The sequence below is a fragment of the Anaeromyxobacter sp. genome (assembly GCA_016718565.1).
In the GTDB taxonomy this organism is placed as follows: Bacteria; Myxococcota; Myxococcia; order Myxococcales; family Anaeromyxobacteraceae; genus JADKCZ01.
In genome coordinates, this window is record JADKCZ010000005.1 from 501,971 (window position 1) to 518,555 (window position 16,585).

The 16,585-nt window shown below is 75.9% G+C and carries 17 protein-coding genes; 5 read left to right on the forward strand and 12 right to left on the reverse strand.

What is annotated here, in order from left to right:
• Positions 1-81: 81 nt before the first annotated feature.
• Both aroQ and IPO09_14620 read right to left on the reverse strand, forming a co-directional pair.
• On the reverse strand, positions 82-522 hold the full coding sequence (gene aroQ, locus IPO09_14615; GenBank protein MBK9518552.1) for a type II 3-dehydroquinate dehydratase: 441 nt from the start codon (positions 520-522) through the stop codon (positions 82-84).
• Positions 519-1,982 (reverse strand): 1-acyl-sn-glycerol-3-phosphate acyltransferase, encoded by a 1,464-nt coding sequence (locus tag IPO09_14620; GenBank protein MBK9518553.1) that lies wholly within the window; start codon positions 1,980-1,982, stop codon positions 519-521. The genes aroQ and IPO09_14620 overlap by 4 nt, the downstream gene beginning before the upstream one ends.
• A 120-nt stretch (positions 1,983-2,102) precedes the next feature.
• On the opposite strand from IPO09_14620, the gene IPO09_14625 reads away from it, so the two are divergent.
• The 3 genes from IPO09_14625 (at position 2,103) to IPO09_14635 (ending at position 5,679) form a co-directional block, all read left to right on the forward strand.
• The gene (locus IPO09_14625; protein MBK9518554.1) at positions 2,103-2,528 is read left to right on the forward strand and encodes a thioesterase family protein; all 426 of its coding nucleotides are present in this window, start codon (positions 2,103-2,105) and stop codon (positions 2,526-2,528) included.
• Between the two features lie 218 nt (positions 2,529-2,746).
• Positions 2,747-4,465, forward strand: coding sequence for an ABC transporter substrate-binding protein (locus IPO09_14630; protein MBK9518555.1), 1,719 nt, complete (start codon positions 2,747-2,749; stop codon positions 4,463-4,465).
• 14 nt (positions 4,466-4,479) lie between these two features.
• Positions 4,480-5,679, forward strand: coding sequence for an ABC transporter substrate-binding protein (locus IPO09_14635; GenBank protein ID MBK9518556.1), 1,200 nt, complete (start codon positions 4,480-4,482; stop codon positions 5,677-5,679).
• 24 nt (positions 5,680-5,703) lie between these two features.
• On the opposite strand, the gene IPO09_14640 is transcribed toward IPO09_14635, so the two are convergent.
• From IPO09_14640 to IPO09_14675, 8 genes are all read right to left on the reverse strand, one after another.
• Entirely contained in the window at positions 5,704-6,822 is a 1,119-nt protein-coding gene (locus tag IPO09_14640) for a 3-dehydroquinate synthase (GenBank protein MBK9518557.1), read from the reverse strand.
• 77 nt (positions 6,823-6,899) lie between these two features.
• Complete coding sequence (locus IPO09_14645; GenBank protein ID MBK9518558.1) at positions 6,900-7,388, reverse strand: shikimate kinase; 489 nt, start codon at positions 7,386-7,388, stop codon at positions 6,900-6,902.
• Positions 7,369-8,514, reverse strand: coding sequence for a chorismate synthase (gene aroC / locus IPO09_14650; GenBank protein MBK9518559.1), 1,146 nt, complete (start codon positions 8,512-8,514; stop codon positions 7,369-7,371). Before aroC ends, IPO09_14645 begins: the two co-directional genes overlap by 20 nt.
• Positions 8,511-9,359, reverse strand: coding sequence for a shikimate dehydrogenase (NADP+) (locus IPO09_14655; GenBank protein ID MBK9518560.1), 849 nt, complete (start codon positions 9,357-9,359; stop codon positions 8,511-8,513). The genes aroC and IPO09_14655 overlap by 4 nt, the downstream gene beginning before the upstream one ends.
• A gap of 8 nt (positions 9,360-9,367) precedes the next feature.
• Positions 9,368-10,681, reverse strand: coding sequence for a 3-phosphoshikimate 1-carboxyvinyltransferase (aroA, locus tag IPO09_14660; GenBank protein ID MBK9518561.1), 1,314 nt, complete (start codon positions 10,679-10,681; stop codon positions 9,368-9,370).
• Positions 10,678-11,478, reverse strand: a complete 801-nt coding sequence (locus IPO09_14665) for a prephenate dehydrogenase (GenBank protein MBK9518562.1) — start codon at positions 11,476-11,478, stop codon at positions 10,678-10,680. The genes aroA and IPO09_14665 overlap by 4 nt, the downstream gene beginning before the upstream one ends.
• Positions 11,479-11,519: 41 nt before the next feature.
• The gene (aroH, locus tag IPO09_14670; protein MBK9518563.1) at positions 11,520-12,071 is read right to left on the reverse strand and encodes a chorismate mutase; all 552 of its coding nucleotides are present in this window, start codon (positions 12,069-12,071) and stop codon (positions 11,520-11,522) included.
• Positions 12,072-12,180: 109 nt separating this feature from the next.
• The gene (locus tag IPO09_14675; GenBank protein MBK9518564.1) at positions 12,181-13,071 is read right to left on the reverse strand and encodes a CoA ester lyase; all 891 of its coding nucleotides are present in this window, start codon (positions 13,069-13,071) and stop codon (positions 12,181-12,183) included.
• 307 nt (positions 13,072-13,378) lie between these two features.
• On the opposite strand from IPO09_14675, the gene serC reads away from it, so the two are divergent.
• Positions 13,379-14,503 (forward strand): 3-phosphoserine/phosphohydroxythreonine transaminase, encoded by a 1,125-nt coding sequence (serC, locus tag IPO09_14680; GenBank protein MBK9518565.1) that lies wholly within the window; start codon positions 13,379-13,381, stop codon positions 14,501-14,503.
• A gap of 7 nt (positions 14,504-14,510) precedes the next feature.
• Positions 14,511-15,275: a class I SAM-dependent methyltransferase gene (locus IPO09_14685; protein MBK9518566.1), complete on the forward strand. Its 765-nt coding sequence runs from the start codon at positions 14,511-14,513 to the stop codon at positions 15,273-15,275.
• A gap of 58 nt (positions 15,276-15,333) precedes the next feature.
• Here IPO09_14685 and IPO09_14690 read toward each other — a convergent pair whose 3' ends face one another.
• Together IPO09_14690 and IPO09_14695 are read right to left on the reverse strand one after the other, a co-directional pair.
• Complete coding sequence (locus IPO09_14690) at positions 15,334-16,275, reverse strand: aldo/keto reductase (GenBank protein ID MBK9518567.1); 942 nt, start codon at positions 16,273-16,275, stop codon at positions 15,334-15,336.
• A 43-nt stretch (positions 16,276-16,318) separates the two neighbouring features.
• A complete protein-coding gene (locus IPO09_14695; GenBank protein ID MBK9518568.1) occupies positions 16,319-16,576 on the reverse strand; it encodes a hypothetical protein in 258 nt (85 codons plus the stop codon).
• Positions 16,577-16,585: the final 9 nt, after the last annotated feature.

The following is a 16,585-nucleotide window of genomic DNA, read 5'->3' on the forward strand; positions in this document are numbered from 1 at the left end:
GACGAGGGGCGTGAGGAGTTGTTGCTCACGTGGAGCGGTCAAGCCTGTCGGCGGCAGAGCCGCCTCCGGGAGAGCCGCCGCCTATACGGGCTGCGCGCCGATGGCGGCGCAGAGCCACTCGGCGGCCAGGATGTAGCCGCGCACGCCCAGCCCGGTGATCTGGCCGCGGCAGGCCGGGGCCACCACGCTCTTGCGGCGGAACTCCTCGCGGGCGTGGATGTTGGAGATGTGCACCTCCACCGCCGGCGCGGCGATCGACTTGAGGCAGTCGTGCAGCGCCAGGCTGGTGTGGGTGAAGGCGCCCGGGTTGATGATGACGCCGCGCGCCTGCTTGCGGTGGTCCTGGATGAAGTCGATGAGGGCGCCCTCGTGGTTGGAGTGGAAGGGCTCCACCACCACGTTCCAGCCGGCGCAGGCGTCGCGCACCATGGCCTCGATCTCCACCAGGGTGGTGTGACCGTAGAGCTCGGGCTCGCGCTCGCCGAGGAGGTTCAGGTTCGGGCCGTTGACGAGGAGGATCATGGTTCAGGCAACGTAGCGCCGGTCGGGGCCGCCGTCGAGCGCCCCTCCGAGGGGGGCGCCGCGCCCACCAGCGGCGCGATGGCGGCGGCGTAGTAGCGCAGCACCGGCCGCTCCGCCTCCACCGGCGCCCAGCCCGCCGGCCCCTCCTCGACCAGCCGGCGCTCCACCAGCATGCGCAGGCCCACGGCGATGGCGTAGGCCTCGTCCTCGCGCGGCAGGTAGACGTGGGCGCCCGCCGCCGAGAGCCGGCGCATCAGGGCCTGGGTCCGGGCGTGCAGCGCCAGCGTGGCGACCGGCCGGTCGTCCTCCAGCAGCGCGGTGGCCAGCAGCGAGACCGGCAGCGCCGGCACCACCCGCCCCACCGCCGCCATCAGCTCCTCGCCCAGCTCGCCGAGCCGCGCCGAGCGGGCCTCCTTGGTCAGGGTGCGCCAGTCGACCCCGCGGGCCGCCGACCAGGCCGTCATCGAGATCGGCGTGCCGAAGTTGACGCAGGCGTAGCCGAAGCGGTGCCAGCGGCCCAGCGCCCACAGGGCGGCCTGGCGCAGGCCGAAGCGGGTGGCGGTGGCGGTGGTGGCCACCAGGCCGCGCGGCGCCTCGCCGCCGGCCTGGGCCAGCAGGGCGCGGTCCTCCAGGACCCGGTCGTAGTTGATCCCCACCGGCACGAAGCACAGGTCCCGCCCGGCCGAGGGGTCGAAGGTGCGCAGCATGTAGTCGATGAGGCCGAGCCTGGCCGGGCGCAGCGCCCCGTCGCGCGACAGGCCGCCCTCCGGGAAGACCGCCTGCACCACGCCGGCCTCGGTGGCCATCTGGACGTACCGCTCCAGCACCCGCCGGTAGATGGGGTCCTTGGAGTTGCGCCGGATGAAGTAGGCGCCCATGGAGCGGATCAGGGTGTGCAGCGGCCAGACCTGGGCCCACTCCCCCACCGCGTAGGAGAGCGCGGTGCGCTCGGCGGCCAGGTAGGCCACCAGCACGTAGTCCATGTTGGAGCGGTGGTTCACCACGAAGACCACGCTGGCCCTGGGGTCCACCCGCGACAGCCCCTCGTCGTCCTGGTAGCCGACGCGCACCCGGTAGAGCAGGCGCGCCACCGTGCGGGCCACCCGGTAGCCCACCTGGAAGTAGGCGTAGGGCTTGAACGCCGGCACGATCTCGCGGGCGTAGAGCGCCACCCTCCGCTGCACCAGCAGCCGCGCCTCCCCGGCGGCCACCAGCGCCTCCACCGCCTCCAGCACCCTGGGGTCGTGGATGAGCCGGTCCACCAGCACCTCGCGCCGCGTCAGCTTGAAGGGCTGGATGTGCAGCTTGAGGCGGGCGTTGAGCCGGTCGATGACCAGGTTGACCCGGCGGCGCAGGTACCAGCGCAGGCCGGGCACCAGGAGCCGGTCGAGCAGCGCCACCGCGGCCAGCCCGAGCAGCAGCAGGGCCAGCCAGAGCGGCAGCGTCACGGTCCGTTCCATCGGTGCACCTTAGGGGCGCGGCGGGCGAGGTGCGACCCCCCGGAGGTGTCTGGGCGGCGCCCGGGCCCCGGCGCCCGCCGCCCTCGACCTCCCCCCCTCCTCCGGGCCACAGTCCCCGCCATGGCCCGCGTCCAGATCGACCTCCCCGACACCTTCGCCTTCGCCACCGAGCTGACGCTGCGCGTCGACGACCTCAACTACGGCGGCCACCTCGGCAACGATCGGGTGCTGGCGCTGGCGCAGGAGGTCCGGGTGCGCTGGCTGGCCGGCCACGGCCTCTCCGAGCTGGACGTGGGCGGCGCCGGCCTGATCCTGGCCGACGCGGCGGTGATCTACCGGGCCGAGGGGCGCCACGGCATGGTGCTGCGCTGCGAGCTGGCGGTGGGCGAGGTCAGGTCCCGCAGCCTGGAGCTGCTGCACCGCTTCACCGACCTCGGCAGCGGGCGGGAGATCGCCCGGGTGAAGACCGGGGTGCTCTGCTTCGACTACGCGGCGCGGCAGGTGGTGACCCTGACGGCGGGGCTGCGGGCGGCGCTGGGGTGCTGAGAGGTGGGGAGCGTCCCCGCACGCCCCCCGGGGCGGCGGCGCTATCGCACGCTTCCACCCGTGCGGCGCGGCGGCGCACCGCGGTCGCCGCGGTGATCTTCTTTGGTCCGAATGTTTCCTCTCGGTGCTGGCTTCGATAACCTGCCACTGTTCCGGACGGCAGGACATTCGAGCCCGGCGACCGAGCCCTCGCGCCCGGCCGCCCTCCAGGTGATCACATGGCCCTCAGCGGGGACTTCAAGGAGACGTCGTTCGCCGACCTGCTCCAGCTGTACGCCATCTCGCGCCAGACGGCGGCGGTGCGCGTCCACGGGGTCGGTTCGGCCGAGGACCCGGACGGCCTCTTCCACTTCGCCGACGGCAACCTGGTGGGCGCCGAGCTGAACGGCCTGCAGGGCCGGGAGGCCATCCGCGCCGCGCTGCGCATCACGGAGGGGCGCTTCTCGGTGGACGCCGGCGCGCGGCCCACCAGGCCGTTCCCGCCGGAGCAGCTGCGCCACGTGGTGATGGAGGAGGTCGTGAAGATGGACGAGGAACAGCACGCGAGCCGCACCGGTGAGACGCCGCTGCGGAAGGCCAGCCCGCCGGCCCCACCCCCGCCGAGCCGCGGCGGCGCGGCGCGCCAGCCCGGCGCGGCGCCGCCGTCCGGCGGCCGAGCGGGCGGCCCGGGCGCCCCGGGCCGGCCCCTCCTGATCCTGGGGGTGGTGGCCACCGCGCTCCTGCTGGCCGCGGTCGGCTGGTTCGCCTTCGCCCGCCAGGCGGCCGCGCCGCCCCGCCCGGCCCCGGCGCAGGCGGCCCAGCCCGCCGTCGAGACGCCCGCCGTGCGCGGCGTGACGGCCACCGAGATCGTGCTGGGCATGGCGGCCTCCTTCACCGGCTCCAACAAGGAGCGCGGGCGCGCCATGAAGGCCGGCTGGTCGGCCGCGCTGGGCGCCGCCAACCTGGCCGGCGGGATCCACGGGCGCACGCTGCGGCTGGTCTCGGTGGACGACGCCTACGACCCGGCGCTGACCGGGCCGGCCATGAAGCAGCTGGTGGAGGGCGACAAGGTCTTCGCGGTGGTGGGCAACGTGGGCACCGCCACCGCCAAGGTCTCCATCCCCTACTGCACCGAGCAGAAGGTGATCTTCTTCGGCGCCCTCTCCGGCGCCGACCTGCTCCGCAAGACGCCGCCCGACCGCTACGTCTTCAACTACCGCGCCAGCCTCGGCGAGGAGGGCGCCGCCGCCGTCCGCTACCTGGTGGACGTGAAGCGGATCCCGGCCGACCGGATCGCCGTGCTGGTCCAGAAGGACGACTTCGGCGAGTCCGGGTGGCGCGGCGCCGTCCGGCAGCTCGAGACCTACGCGGTGCCGGCCGCCGCGGTGCCCCGCCTGGAGTACGCCCGCAACACCGCCGACGTCCGCGAGGCGCTGGACGCCCTGCGGGCCAAGGCGGCGGTGGTGCAGGCGGTGGTGCTGGTGGCCACCTACAAGCCGGCCGCCACCTTCATCCGCAAGGCCCGGGACCTCGGCCTGGCGCTCACCTTCGTCACCGTCTCGGCCGACTCCAACGGCCTGGCCCAGGAGCTGGTCGAGTCCGGGGTCCGCTACACCGAGGGCGTGGTCGTCACCCAGGTGGTGCCGGTGCCGACCTCCAAGGCCAGCGGCATCATGCGCTACCGCCAGGCCATGGAGCAGCACGCGCCGGGCGAGCCGCTCGGCTCCTCCACGCTGGAGGCCTGGATCGGCGCGCAGCTCTTCCTGGAGGGGCTCAAGCGGGCCGGGCCGCAGCTCGACACCGAGCGGCTGGTGACGGCCCTGGAGGCCCTGAGCGGCTTCGACATCGGCAGCGGCGCCGCCATGTCCTTCAGCCCCAAGGATCACCAGGCCAGCAAGAAGGTCTGGGGCTGGGCGCTGCAGCCCGACGGCTCCTACCAGCAGATCGATCTCGAGTGACCAGGGAGGCTTCCGTGCCGACTCGCGTGGGACGTGGCGCAGCACTCGGACGGCTGGCGGCGGCGCTCGCCGCGGCGCTCTGCTGCGGCGGGGCGCGGGCCCAGGTCAGCGACACCGAGGTGACCCTGGGGATGTCGGCGCCCTTCAGCGGCGTGGCCAAGGAGCTGGGCGGCCAGATGCGGGTGGGCCTGGAGGTGGCCTTCGCCGCGGCCAACGCGGCCGGCGGCGTGAACGGGCGCAGCGTGCGCCTGGTGGTCTTCGACGACGGCTACGACCCGGCGCGGACCATCACCGCCATGAAGGAGCTGGTGGAGAAGCGCAAGGTGTTCGCCGTGATCGGCAACGTCGGGACGCCCACCGCCGCGGTGGCGGTGCCCTACGCCAACGAGAAGGGCGTCATCTTCTTCGGCGCCTTCTCCGGCGCCGGCCTGCTGCGCAACGACCCGCCCGACCGCTACGTCTTCAACTACCGGGCCAGCTACGCCGAGGAGACCGCCGCCATCGTGCGCCACCTGGTCGAGGTGCAGCGCGTCGACCCGGCGCGCATCGCGGTGCTCACCCAGGACGACGCCTTCGGCCAGGCGGGCTTCGAGGGCGTGGCCCGGGCCATGCGGCACTACCGGCGCGACCCGGCCAAGGTGCTGCGGGTCAGCTACCAGCGGAACTCGGCCGACGTGGAGGAGGCGGTCAAGGCCATCAAGAAGGCCACCCCCCCGCCCAAGGCGGTGGTGATGGTGGCCACCTACAAGCCGGCGGCGCGCTTCATCGAGAAGCTGCGCGACGCCGGGGTGGACCTGGTCTTCAGCAACGTCTCCTTCGTGGGCGCCACCGAGCTGGCCGAGGAGCTCTCCCAGCTCGGGCCGAAGTACGCCGCCGGCGTGGTGGTCACGCAGGTGGTGCCCAACCCGGCCTCGCAGGCCTCCGCCGTCCTCAAGTTCCGCGAGCAGGTGAAGCGCTTCGCCCCCGGCGAGAAGCCGGGGTTCGTGGCCCTGGAGGGCTGGCTGGTCGGGCGGCTCTTCCTGGAGGGGCTGCAGCGGGCCGGCAAGGCGCCCACCACCGACTCGGTCATCGAGGCGCTGGAGTCCATCCGGGCGCTCGACCTCGGCATCGGCGTGCCGCTCACCTTCAGCCCCTCCGAGCACCAGGCCTCGCACCGCGTCTGGGGCACGGTCATGGACGGCAAGGGGACCTTCTCGGCCATCGAGCTGGAGTGACCGGCCGCCCCGGGCGGCGCACCCTCACCGCCCGGAGATGGCCCGCACCGCCGCCTGCACCGCCTGGTCGCCGGCGGCCACGTCCCACTCCACCACCCAGGCCGAGCCGCCCGCCTGGCGCGGCAGGACCCACCGCAGCCCGCTCGAGGTCCGCTTCTTGTCGTGGACCATGAGCGCGGCGGCGCGCCTCGCCACCGCCGCCGGCACGCGGGTGGGCAGGCCGGCGGCCGCCACCGCCGCCTCGGCCTCGGCCAGCGCCAGGGGGCCGATGCGCTCCAGCTGCGCCGCCAGCTGGAAGGCGAAGCACAGGCCGACGGCCACCGCCTCGCCGTGCGTGTAGCGCTCGAACCTCCCGGCCGCCTCCACCCCGTGGCCGAAGGTGTGGCCCAGGTTGAGGAGCTTTCGGGCCCCCTGCTCGGTGGGGTCGGCCTCCACCACCCTGAGCTTGGCCAGCATGCAGGCGGCCACCAGGTCCGCGCCCGGCAGGCCTGGCCCGCCGGCGCCGCGCCTCCCGCCGCGGCCGCCCCTGGCCTCCGCCAGCCGCCCGAGCAGCGCCGGCTCGAGCAGCGCGTACTTCACCACCTCGCCCAGCCCGGAGGTGAGCTCGCGCGCCGGCAGGGTGGCCAGGGCGCGCGGGTCGGCCAGCACCGCGGCCGGCGGGTGGAAGGCGCCCACCGCGTTCTTGGCCAGCGGCAGGTTGACCGCGGTCTTGCCGCCCAGCGCCGCGTCCACCATGGCGAGCAGGGTGGTGGGCACCGCCACCCAGGCCACCCCGCGCATGAAGGTGGCCGCCAGGAAGCCGGCCGCGTCGGAGACCGCGCCGCCGCCGATGGAGATCACCAGGCTGCGCCGGGTCAGGCCGGCCGCCAGCAGCCTCGAGGCGGCCCGCTCCAGCTGGGCCAGGGTCTTGCCCTGCTCGCCGTCGGGCAGGAGGTGCACCAGCGCCACCGGGCCGGCCCGCCGCGCCGCCGCCAGCGCCCGCTTCCCAGCCGGGGTGCTGGCCACCCGGGCGCAGCTCACCACCGCCAGCCGGTCGTGGCGCGCCGCCAGCGCCGGCAGCGCGGCCAGCGCGGCCGGGCCGACCCGCACCTCGTAGCGCTGGTCGCCCTGGCGGGCCTGCAGGATCTCGGTGGGCTGGGGCATGGCGGGGCTCCTCGCTCGGGGTCGTCGGGTGGGGCGCGGGGCGGCGGGGGTCCGGCGGGGCGCCGGCGGGGGGCGCCTCACAGCGCCCCGAGGATGGCGCGGGCCACCTCGTCGGCGGTGCGGCCGTCGACCGGCACGGTGAGGTGGGCCTTGCGGTAGAGGGGCAGCCGGGCCGCGTGCAGCGCCTCCCAGCTGGCGGCCAGCGGACGGCCGCCCCCGGCCCCGAGGCGCCTGGCCGCCTCGGCGGCCGAGACGTCCAGGAAGACCACCCGGCCGTGGGCCAGCAGGTGCGCCGAGGCGGCCGGGTCGCAGAAGGCGCCGCCGCCCAGGTCCACCACCAGCGGCCCGGAGAGCGCCGTCACCAGCTCGCGCTCGGCCCGCCGGAAGGCCAGCTCGCCGTCCTCGGCGAAGATGGCCGGGATGGGCTTCTGGAAGCGGGCCACCAGGAAGGCGTCGGTGGAGAAGACGCTGCGGCCCAGGGCCTTGCCGAGCAGCGCCGCCACCGACGACTTGCCGGCGCCCATCATGCCGGCCAGGGCCAGCGGCTCAGCGGATCCGAGCGGCATACGCGTCCAGGGCGGCGCGCAGGTCCCCCAGCGTGTCGCCGCCGAACTTCTCCAGCAGCGCCGACGCCAGCTCCCAGGCCACCACCGCCTCCACCACCACCGCCGCGGCCGGCACGGCGCAGACGTCGCTGCGCTCGTAGCGGGCCTGCACCGGCTGGCGGGTGAGCAGGTCCACCGACGGCAGCGGCGTCAGCATGGTGGGGATGGGCTTCATGTAGGCCCGCACCCGCACCGGGCTGCCGTTGGTCATGCCGCCCTCCAGCCCGCCGGCCCGGTTGGTCTCGCGCCAGAAGCCGCGCTCCTTCGAGTGGAAGATGGCGTCGTGCACCTGGTCGCCCGGCCAGTCCACCCGGGTGCCGTCGCCCACCTCCACCGCCTTCATGGCCTGCACGCCCATGACCGCGGCGGCCAGCCGGGCGTCGAGCCGGCGATCCGGGTGCACGTAGGTGCCCACGCCGATGGGCAGCCCCTCGGCCCACACCTCCACCAGCCCGCCCACCGAGCCGCCCCGCGCCTTCTCGCGGTCCACCACGGCCTTCAGGGCCACCTCGGCCGCGGGCGTGTCCACGTGGAACTCGGAGGCCTCGATGGCGGCCCGCTGCGCGGCGCTGGGCGGCGCGCCCACCTCGTGGCGGGCCTCGCCGATGGCCACCACCCGGGAGGAGACCGTGACGCCCACCGCCTCGAGGAGCTGCCGGGCCAGCGAGCCGAGCGCCACCAGGGTGGCGGTGTTGCGGGCGCTGGCCCGCTCCAGCGCGTCGCGCGCGTCGTCGAAGCCGTACTTGAGCGAGCCGGCCAGGTCGGCGTGGCCGGGGCGCACCTGGGTGAACTTCTTGCCGCCGCGCCGCTGCGGCGAGACCAGGTCCTTCCAGTTCTCGTGGTCGCGGTTCCAGATGACCAGCGCGATGGGCGCGCCGGTGGTCAGGCCGCCGCGCAGCCCGGCCACGAACTGCGCCGAGTCCTGCTCGATCTTCATCCGGCCGCCGCGGCCGTAGCCCTTCTGGCGGCGCACCAGGTCGGCGTCGACGCGGGCGAGATCGATGGTGAGCCCGGCCGGGAAGCCCTCGGCGATGGCGCACAGGCCGGGGCCGTGGGACTCGCCGGCGGTGAGGTAGCGGAGGGTCATCGGGGGGCCTGCTCCCTGGCCCGCTGCAGCGCGGCGATCATGATCGCCTCCGGCGCGGGCCGGCCGGTCCAGCGGGTGAAGGCGTGGGCGCCCTGGCGGGCCAGCAGGGCCTCGCCCGGGACCACGCGCGCGCCGGCGGCGCCGGCCTCGCGGGTGAAGGTGGTGTCGCCGTAGACCATGTCGAGGGCCACCTGGCCGGCCCGGAAGGTCACCCCGGGCAGCCGGTCGTCGTGGCCGGCCAGCCCCACGCTGGTGCCGTTCAGGATCACGTCGGCGGCGGCGGCCTCGGCGGCCAGCGCCTCCCAGGCCACCGGCACGGCGCCGGCGCCGCCCGGCGAGGCCGAGGGGGCCAGGGCCTGGCACAGCCGCGCCGCCTGCTCGGCCCGGCGCGCCACCACCCGCACCCCGCCGGCCAGCCGGAGCGCCGCCCAGGCGCCGGCCCGCGCGGCGCCGCCGGCCCCCACCAGCAGCACCCGGGCGCCCGGCGCCACGCCGGCCTCGCGCAGCAGCTCCAGCAGGGCGGTGGCGTCGGTGTTGTGGCCCTCCCACCCGTCGGGCGCGTGGCGCAGCACGTTGGCGGCGCCCACCGCGGCGGCCACCTCGTCGAGCCGGACGCAGGCGGCGGCCGCCCCCTCCTTGTGCGGGATGGTGACGTTGAGCCCGCGGAAGCCGAGCGCGTGGGCCCCGCCCAGCCCCTCGAGGAGCCGCTCGGGCGCCAGCGGCAGCGCCAGGTAGACGGCGTCCAACTCCAGGGCGGCGAAGGCGGCGTTCTGCATGAGCGGCGAGAGGCTGTGCCCCACCGGCCAGCCCACCAGGCCGTAGAGCGCGGTCCGGCCGCCGATCACCCTTTGGGTCACCGGCGCGCCTGGCACAGCCCGTCCAGCAGCGAGAAGAAGGAGGGGAAGCTGGTGGCCACGCAGGCCACCTCGTCGAGCACCACCGGCGCGCCGGCGAAGAGCTGGGCCACCGCCATCGACATGGCGATGCGGTGGTCGAGCCGGGTCTTCACCGTCACCGGCCCGAGCCGGGTCGGCCCCTCGATGGCGCAGCCGTCCTCGAAGAGCTCCAGCCTGGCGCCGGCCGCGGCCAGGGTCTCGCCCATGGCGGCCAGGCGGTCCGACTCCTTGACCCGGAGCTCCCTGGCGTCGCGGATGACGGTGCGCCCGCTGGCCTGGGTGGCCAGCACCATCAGCACCGGCAGCTCGTCGATGAGCCGGGGGATGAGCGGCCCGCCGATCTCGGTGGCGCGCAGCGGCGCGGCCCGCACCGTCACGTCGGCGCGCGGCTCGCCGGCCACCTCGCGCTCGTTGGCCACGGTGAGGTCGGCCCCCATGGCGCGCAGCACGTCGAGCAGGCCGGTGCGGGTGGGGTTGGTGCCCATGTTCCGCACCGTCACCGCCGAGCCGGGCAGGCCGGCGGCGGCGCACAGGAAGAAGGCGGCCGAGGAGATGTCGCCCGGCACGTCCACCCGGGTGCCGCGCGGGCGCGCCGGGCGCACCGTCACGGTCAGGCCGTCCACCGTGAGCGGCACGCCCATGCCGCGCAGCAGCCGCTCGGTGTGGTCGCGCGAGCGCTCCGGCTCGGTGACGCTGGTCTCGCCCTGGGCCGACAGGCCGGCCAGCAGGATGGCGCTCTTCACCTGGGCGCTGGCCACCTTGAGGTCGTGGTGGGTGCCGGTGAGCTGCCGCCCGCGGATGACCAGCGGCGGCACCCGGTCGCCGTCGCGGGCCGTCAGGTCCGCGCCCATGCGGCGCAGGGGCTCGACCACCCGGCGCACCGGCCGGCGGCGCAGCGAGGCGTCGCCGGTCAGGACCGACAGCCCGGGCAGGCCGGCCAGGACGCCGGCCAGCAGCCTGAGCGAGGTGCCGGAGTTGCCGCAGTCGATGACGTCGTCCGGCTCCACCAGCGTGGCGGCCGGGGTGACGATCACCTCGGCCCCCTCCTCGCGGACGGTGGCGCCGAGCCTGGTCACGGCCTTGCGGGTGGAGTGGACGTCCTCGGCGTCGAGGATGCCGGTGACGCGGGTCTCGCCCTCGGCCAGCGCGCCGAACAGGATGGCGCGGTGGGAGATGGACTTGTCGCCGGGCACCGTGAGGTCGCCCTGGAGCGGCCCGGTGCGGTGGCAGGTGAGCGGTCCGTCGAGCGGGCCGTGGCGTGGCGCGGTCAGAAGAGCTCCTCGCGCGCGTGGCGCGCCTGCTCGAGCGCCGTGCGCGCCGCCTCGGGGGAGGTGGCGATGGCGGAGAGGATGGCGGTGAGGTGGCGCTGCAGCCGCTCGGCCGCCTCGGGCAGGCGGGCGTTGCGGCGGGAGACCTCGCCCTGGATGTCGAAGGGGAACTCGGCCAGGCGGGTGGTGTCCTTGAGCCCCTGGCCGGCCAGCGCGCGGGCCAGCGGGCCGGCCTCCTCAGCCGCGGCCGCCAGGGCGCTGGCCACCAGGTAGGGCAGGTGCGAGACCATGGCCACCGCGGCGTCGTGCTCGGCGGCGCTGCAGCGGATCACGGTGGCGCCGAGCGCCAGGTGCAGCGCGGCCACCCGCTCCACCGCCGCCGGGTCGCCGTCGGTGACCAGCGCCACCCGCCCGCCGCGCCAGCGGCCGGCCGCCGCGGCCGAGCCGGCGAAGCCGCCGTGGCCGCCGAACATGGGGTGGGCCCCGACGAAGTGGACGCCGGGGCGGACCTGGGTGCGGGCCAGGGCCACGATGGCCTCCTTGGCGCCGCCCACGTCGGTGAGGACCGCGCCGTCCGGCAGGAGCTGGGACACCGGCCCGAGCAGCGCCTCGATGGCCGCCACCGGGGTGCAGAGCACCGCGAGGTCGCAGGCGCCCAGGGCCGGCCCGGGGGCGGCGTGGGCCTCGTCGACCACCCCCTCGGCCAGGGCCGCGGCGCGGGCGGCCTCGGCGGGCTCCACCGCCACGAGGCGGACGGACGGGTCGGCGGCGCGCACGGCGCGGGCCAGCGCCCCGCCCATCAGGCCGAGCCCCACCAGGCCGAGCCGGCGCGGCAGGCCGGTCACTTCCCGGCCCTGCGGGCGCGGCCGGCCGGGCGTGCCGTGGGCGGCGCCGGGGCGCGGGTCTTCGTCGGAGGCTTGGTCTGCGCGGGAGTCCTGGCCTTCGTCTGCGCCTTGGCCTTCGGCGGCACCTTGGCCCTCGGCGCGGCCCGGACGGCCGCGGCGGCCCTGGTGGCGCCCCGGGCCTTCGGCTGCTGGAAGGGCACCCCGTGGTGCAGGTCGGGGCGGAGCGCCTGGGCGCCGCGCAGGTAGACGTGGTGCGGCGCGCCGCGGGCCACCGAGTGGAGCAGCACCCGGATGATGCGCGGCATGGAGCCCGGCACCGGGATCTCCTGGGAGCAGATCATGGGCACCTGGTGCCAGCCCTGCACCCGGGCCCCGCGGGCCGGGAAGTCGGCGTCGAGGTCATGGGTGACGGTGAAGATGGCCCAGGTGATCTCCTCGGGGTCGAGGTGGTTGCGCCGGGTCAGCTCCTCACAGAGCTCCACCACCGCCTCCTCGATCGCCTCCCGGGTGTTCTCGGCCACCTGGGTGGCCCCTCGGATGCCTCGCATGAGGCCGGTGATACTAGGGAAAGGGGGAAGGCGTGTCCATGCCGTCTGGTCGCGGCCCGACGCCATCGGCACCATCCTCCAGTTGCTGGGAACGGAGCCCATCCGGCAACTACTCCGAGCCTGGAGCCCGACCCCGCGACCCCAGCGCCTCGGCCAGCGCCAGCAGCCGGCGCGCCCCGTCCACGTGCAGCGCCTCCACCAGCCGGCCGTCCACCACCACCACGCCCTGCCCGAAGGACTCCGCCTCGGCGTGGGCCACCATGATGCGGCGGGCCGCCTCGAGCTCGGCGGGTGAGGGGCCGAAGGTCCGGTTGGCCACCGCCAGGGTCTTGGGGTGGATGAGGGTCTTCCCGTCGAACCCCAGGTCGCGCCCCTGCAGGCAGGCGGCCTCGAAGCCGGCCTCGTCGGTCAGGTCGAGGTGGACCCCGTCGAGGCAGCCGAGGCCGTGGGCCCGCGCCGAGAGCACGATCAACGAGAGCGCGGTGAGCACCTCGGCGCGGCCGGCGGTGTGGCGCGCCCCCAGGTCCTTCACCAGATCGCTGGTGCCGGCCACCAGGCAGGCCAGCCGCGGGGTGGCGGCGGCCACCTCGGCCGCCCGCAGCACGCCGCGCGGCGTCTCGATCATGGCCCACAGCCGCAGCGACGGCGGCGCGCCCAGCCGCGCCAGGGCCGCCTCGACCTCGCGCACCGCGGCGGGATCCTCCACCTTGGGCAGGAGGACGGCGTCGGCGCCCGAGGTGGCCACGGCCGCGAGGTCGTCCACCTCCCACGGCGTGCCGCGCCCGTTCACCCGCACCACCAGCTCGCGGTGGCCGTAGCCCCCGGTCCGCAGCGCCTCCACCACCAGCCGGCGCGCCTCGCCCTTGGCGGCCGGGGCCACCGCGTCCTCCAGGTCGAGGAGCAGGACGTCGGCGTCGAGGCCGCGCGCCTTCTCCAGCGCGCGGGCGTTCTGGCCAGGCATGTAGAGGGCGCTGCGGCGGGGGCGGACGGCGGGGGTCATGGGGGCGACCTTCGGCGCGAGGTGGGAACGCTCCTTGGGCCACGCTACCGCCGGCGCGGTCGCCGGGCCAGGGCGCGGCGAGGGCGCGTCACCGTGCGCCTGCACCACCAGGGCCCTGGCGGGACGGACCAGGCGCGCCAGCCCCACCTGCGCCTCCGCGCGGGTGCAGGCCGCCAGCGCGCGGAGGGCTGCGACGAAGTGGCCTGGGCGCAGGCGGAATGGCTCCGGACAGGACCGGGTTCCACCCTGGAGCCGGGCCCCCGATTCTGCGAGAATGCGCCCCCTTCCACCCGAACCTGAGGCCCTCATGAACCGCGTGAAGAACTTCAACGCCGGCCCGGCCGCCCTGCCCCTCCCCGCGCTCGAGCGCGCCCGCGACGAGTTCCTCGACTTCGCGAAGTCCGGCATGTCGGTGATGGAGCACAGCCACCGCGGCAAGGAGTACGAGGCGGTCCACGACGAGGCCATCGCGCTCCTCAAGGAGCTCCTGGGCGTGCCCGACACGCACGAGGTCCTCTTCCTGCAGGGCGGCGCCTCGCAGCTCTTCGCCCAGCTCCCGATGAACCTGGTGCAGAAGGGCCAGACCGCCGAGTACGTCATCACCGGCGCCTGGGGCGAGAAGGCCCTCTCCGAGGGCAAGGCGGCCACCGCCATGCTGGGCGGCGCGGTCAAGGTGGCCTGCACCACCGGCACCGGCGACGGCAAGGAGAAGAGCTACGTCCGGGCCCCGGCCGCCGGTGAGGTGAAGGGCGCGGCCGACGCCGCCTACCTGCACGTCACCACCAACGAGACCATCCACGGCGTGCAGTTCGACGTGGACGCGGCCCGCCCCTACCCGTCCACCGGCGCGCCGCTGGTGGCCGACATGTCCTCCGACTTCCTCTGGAAGAAGGTGGACGTCTCGCGGTTCGGCCTGATCTACGCCGGCGCCCAGAAGAACATCGGCCCGTCGGGCGTGGTGGTGGCGGTGGTGGCCAAGGCGCTCATCGAGGGCGGCCGCAAGGACATCCCCAAGATCTTCCAGCTCCGCACCCCCGCCGAGAACAAGTCGCTCTACAACACGCCGCCCACCTTCGGCATCTACATGGTGCGCAACGTGCTGGCCTGGCTCAAGGGGCTGGGCGGCCTCGACGTCATGGAGGCGCGCAACCGCAAGAAGGCGGCGGTCCTCTACGGCGCCATCGACGGCCACCCCGGCTTCTACCGGTGCCCGGTGGAGCGTGAGAGCCGCTCGGTCATGAACGTGGTCTTCCGCCTGCCCAGCGAGGCCGACGAGGAGCGCTTCGTCAAGGAGGCCAAGGCCAAGGGCATGGTCGGCCTGAAGGGCCACCGCTCGGTGGGCGGCATCCGCGCCTCGATCTACAACGCCGTCGAGCCGGCCTGGCTCGACGAGCTGGCCGCCTTCATGGCGGACTTCGCCAAGAAGGGGTAACCGCCACATGTCCTCGCTCGCCCTCGCCCTCCTGCTGGCCGCCGCCCCGGCGGCCGCCCCCGGCGCCGCGCCGCCCAAGCCCCTGTCCACCTACCAGCAGCGGGAGGGGAAGGGCGGCCACGGCATGCAGGGGGCCAGGCCGGCGGGGGCGAAGCACGGCGCGGCCGGCCAGCACGGCAACCCGGCCGACCTCACGGCCTACGCGGCCGGCCTGCTGGACGCGAAGCGGGACGCCTGGCAGAAGCCGGACGAGGTGGTGAAGGCGCTGGGCCTGGCCCCCGGGCAGGTGGCCTGCGACGTCGGCGCCGGCCCCGGCTACTTCACGCTGCGGCTGGCCGCGGCGCTGGGCCCGACCGGCCGCGTCTACGCGGTGGACGTCGAGCCGGCCCTGCTGGGCAAGCTGAAGGAGCGGCTGGCCGCCGCCGGCGTGCGCACCGTGACCCCGGTGCTCGGGCTGGCCGACGACCCGCTCCTGCCGCCGGGCAGCTGCGACCTGGTGCTGGTGGTGGACACCTTCCACCACTTCCCGGACGGCGTGGCCTACCTGTGGCGGCTGGCCGGCGCCCTCAGGCCGGGCGGGCGGATCGTCAACATCGACTTCCACAAGCGCGAGACGCCGGTGGGTCCGCCGGTGGCGCACCGGGTGGCGCGCGAGGACTTCCTGGCCGCGGCCACCTCGGCCGGGCTGGTGGTGGTGGCCGAGCCCACCTTCCTGGAGCACCAGTACTTCGTGGTGCTGGCCCCGGCCGGCGCCGCGGCGCCGACGCCGTAGCGGCGCACGCGGCGGCCTCCGGGCGCGCCCCGCCTTCGGACCCGGCCGCCGCCCCGGCTCACCCGAGCTGCGGCGGCGGGTTCCACCAGATCTCGCCCTTGCCCTTCACCGCCTCCCAGGCGGCGAGGCGGGCGTCCTTCTCCTCCTCCGGCGACATGGGTCGGAAGGCCTCGGCGGCGGCCCAGGCGGCGTCCTGCTCGTTCTCGAAGGAGAGGCCGAGCAGGGTGACGTCCGGGTCCTGCGTCAGCGTGTAGCGGAGGCAGGTGGCCACGTCGAGGTGGGGCTGCGCGGGCGCCGCGGCGTCCTCCCCGCCGGAGGAGAGCTTGCCGCGCGGCCGCGCCGCCAGCGGGCGCCCGTAGCCCTCGGTGTCGCCCAGCAGCTTGCCGGCGGCGAAGGTCTTGAAGCAGACGGTGCCCACCCCGGCGGCCCGGGCGCGCGGCAGGATCTCGGTGACGTAGCGGCGCGCCACGAAGAGCCCCACCGGGAACATGAGGACGTCGCAGCGCCCGTCGTCGAGCGCGGCGGCCAGCACGTCCGGGTGGTGGCTGGAGAGGCCGCGGAAGCGGGCCCGGCCGCGCGCCACCTCCTCGCCCGCCTGGTCGAGGCCGCCGCCGGGCGCCGCCAGGCCGGCCCACGCCGCCTGGGTGGAGACGGCGTGGAAGGCCAGCAGGTCCACCGCGGGCAGGCCGAGCCGCTCCAGGCTGCCGTCGAGCTGCGGGGCCACCGGCCGGTCGAGGTGATCCACCTTGTCGATCAGGAAGACCCCGTCGCGGCGGCCGCGCAGCGCCTCGCCGACCAGCTCCTCCGACCAGCCGTCCTCGTACTGGGGCGCCGTGTCGAGCACGTTGAGGCCCGCGTCGAGGGCGCGGCGCAGCACCGCCACGCACCGCTGGCGTCCGACGCTCCGGTCGGCCAGGTCGCCCTGGCCGAGGACGGTGGCCACGAAGCCGGTGCGGCCGAGCGGGCGGCGGGGCAGGAAGCGCGGGGGCATGGCCCGCATGCTAGCGCGCTGGTGGCGCGGTGGGCCCCGGGCCCGCGGGGGCTCAGGGCTTCTCGGCCGAGGGCCTGGCCTCCTGCGCGACGAGGGCCGGCGTGGCGGCCGTGGCGGCGGGATCGCCCCCGGGCGCTGCCACCCGGGCGGTCAGGCCTGCCGGGGCAGCCGGCACCTGCGCCACCAGGGCCGCCGACGGGTGCACCTCCGGGCGGGCGCGCCGCTCGGCGCGCCGGCTGCCCGGCTGCGTCAGGCTGGACACGGCGAGGGCGAGGGCGATGAGCCACAGCGAGGGCGGGAGGCGCGTCATGGTGGGGTT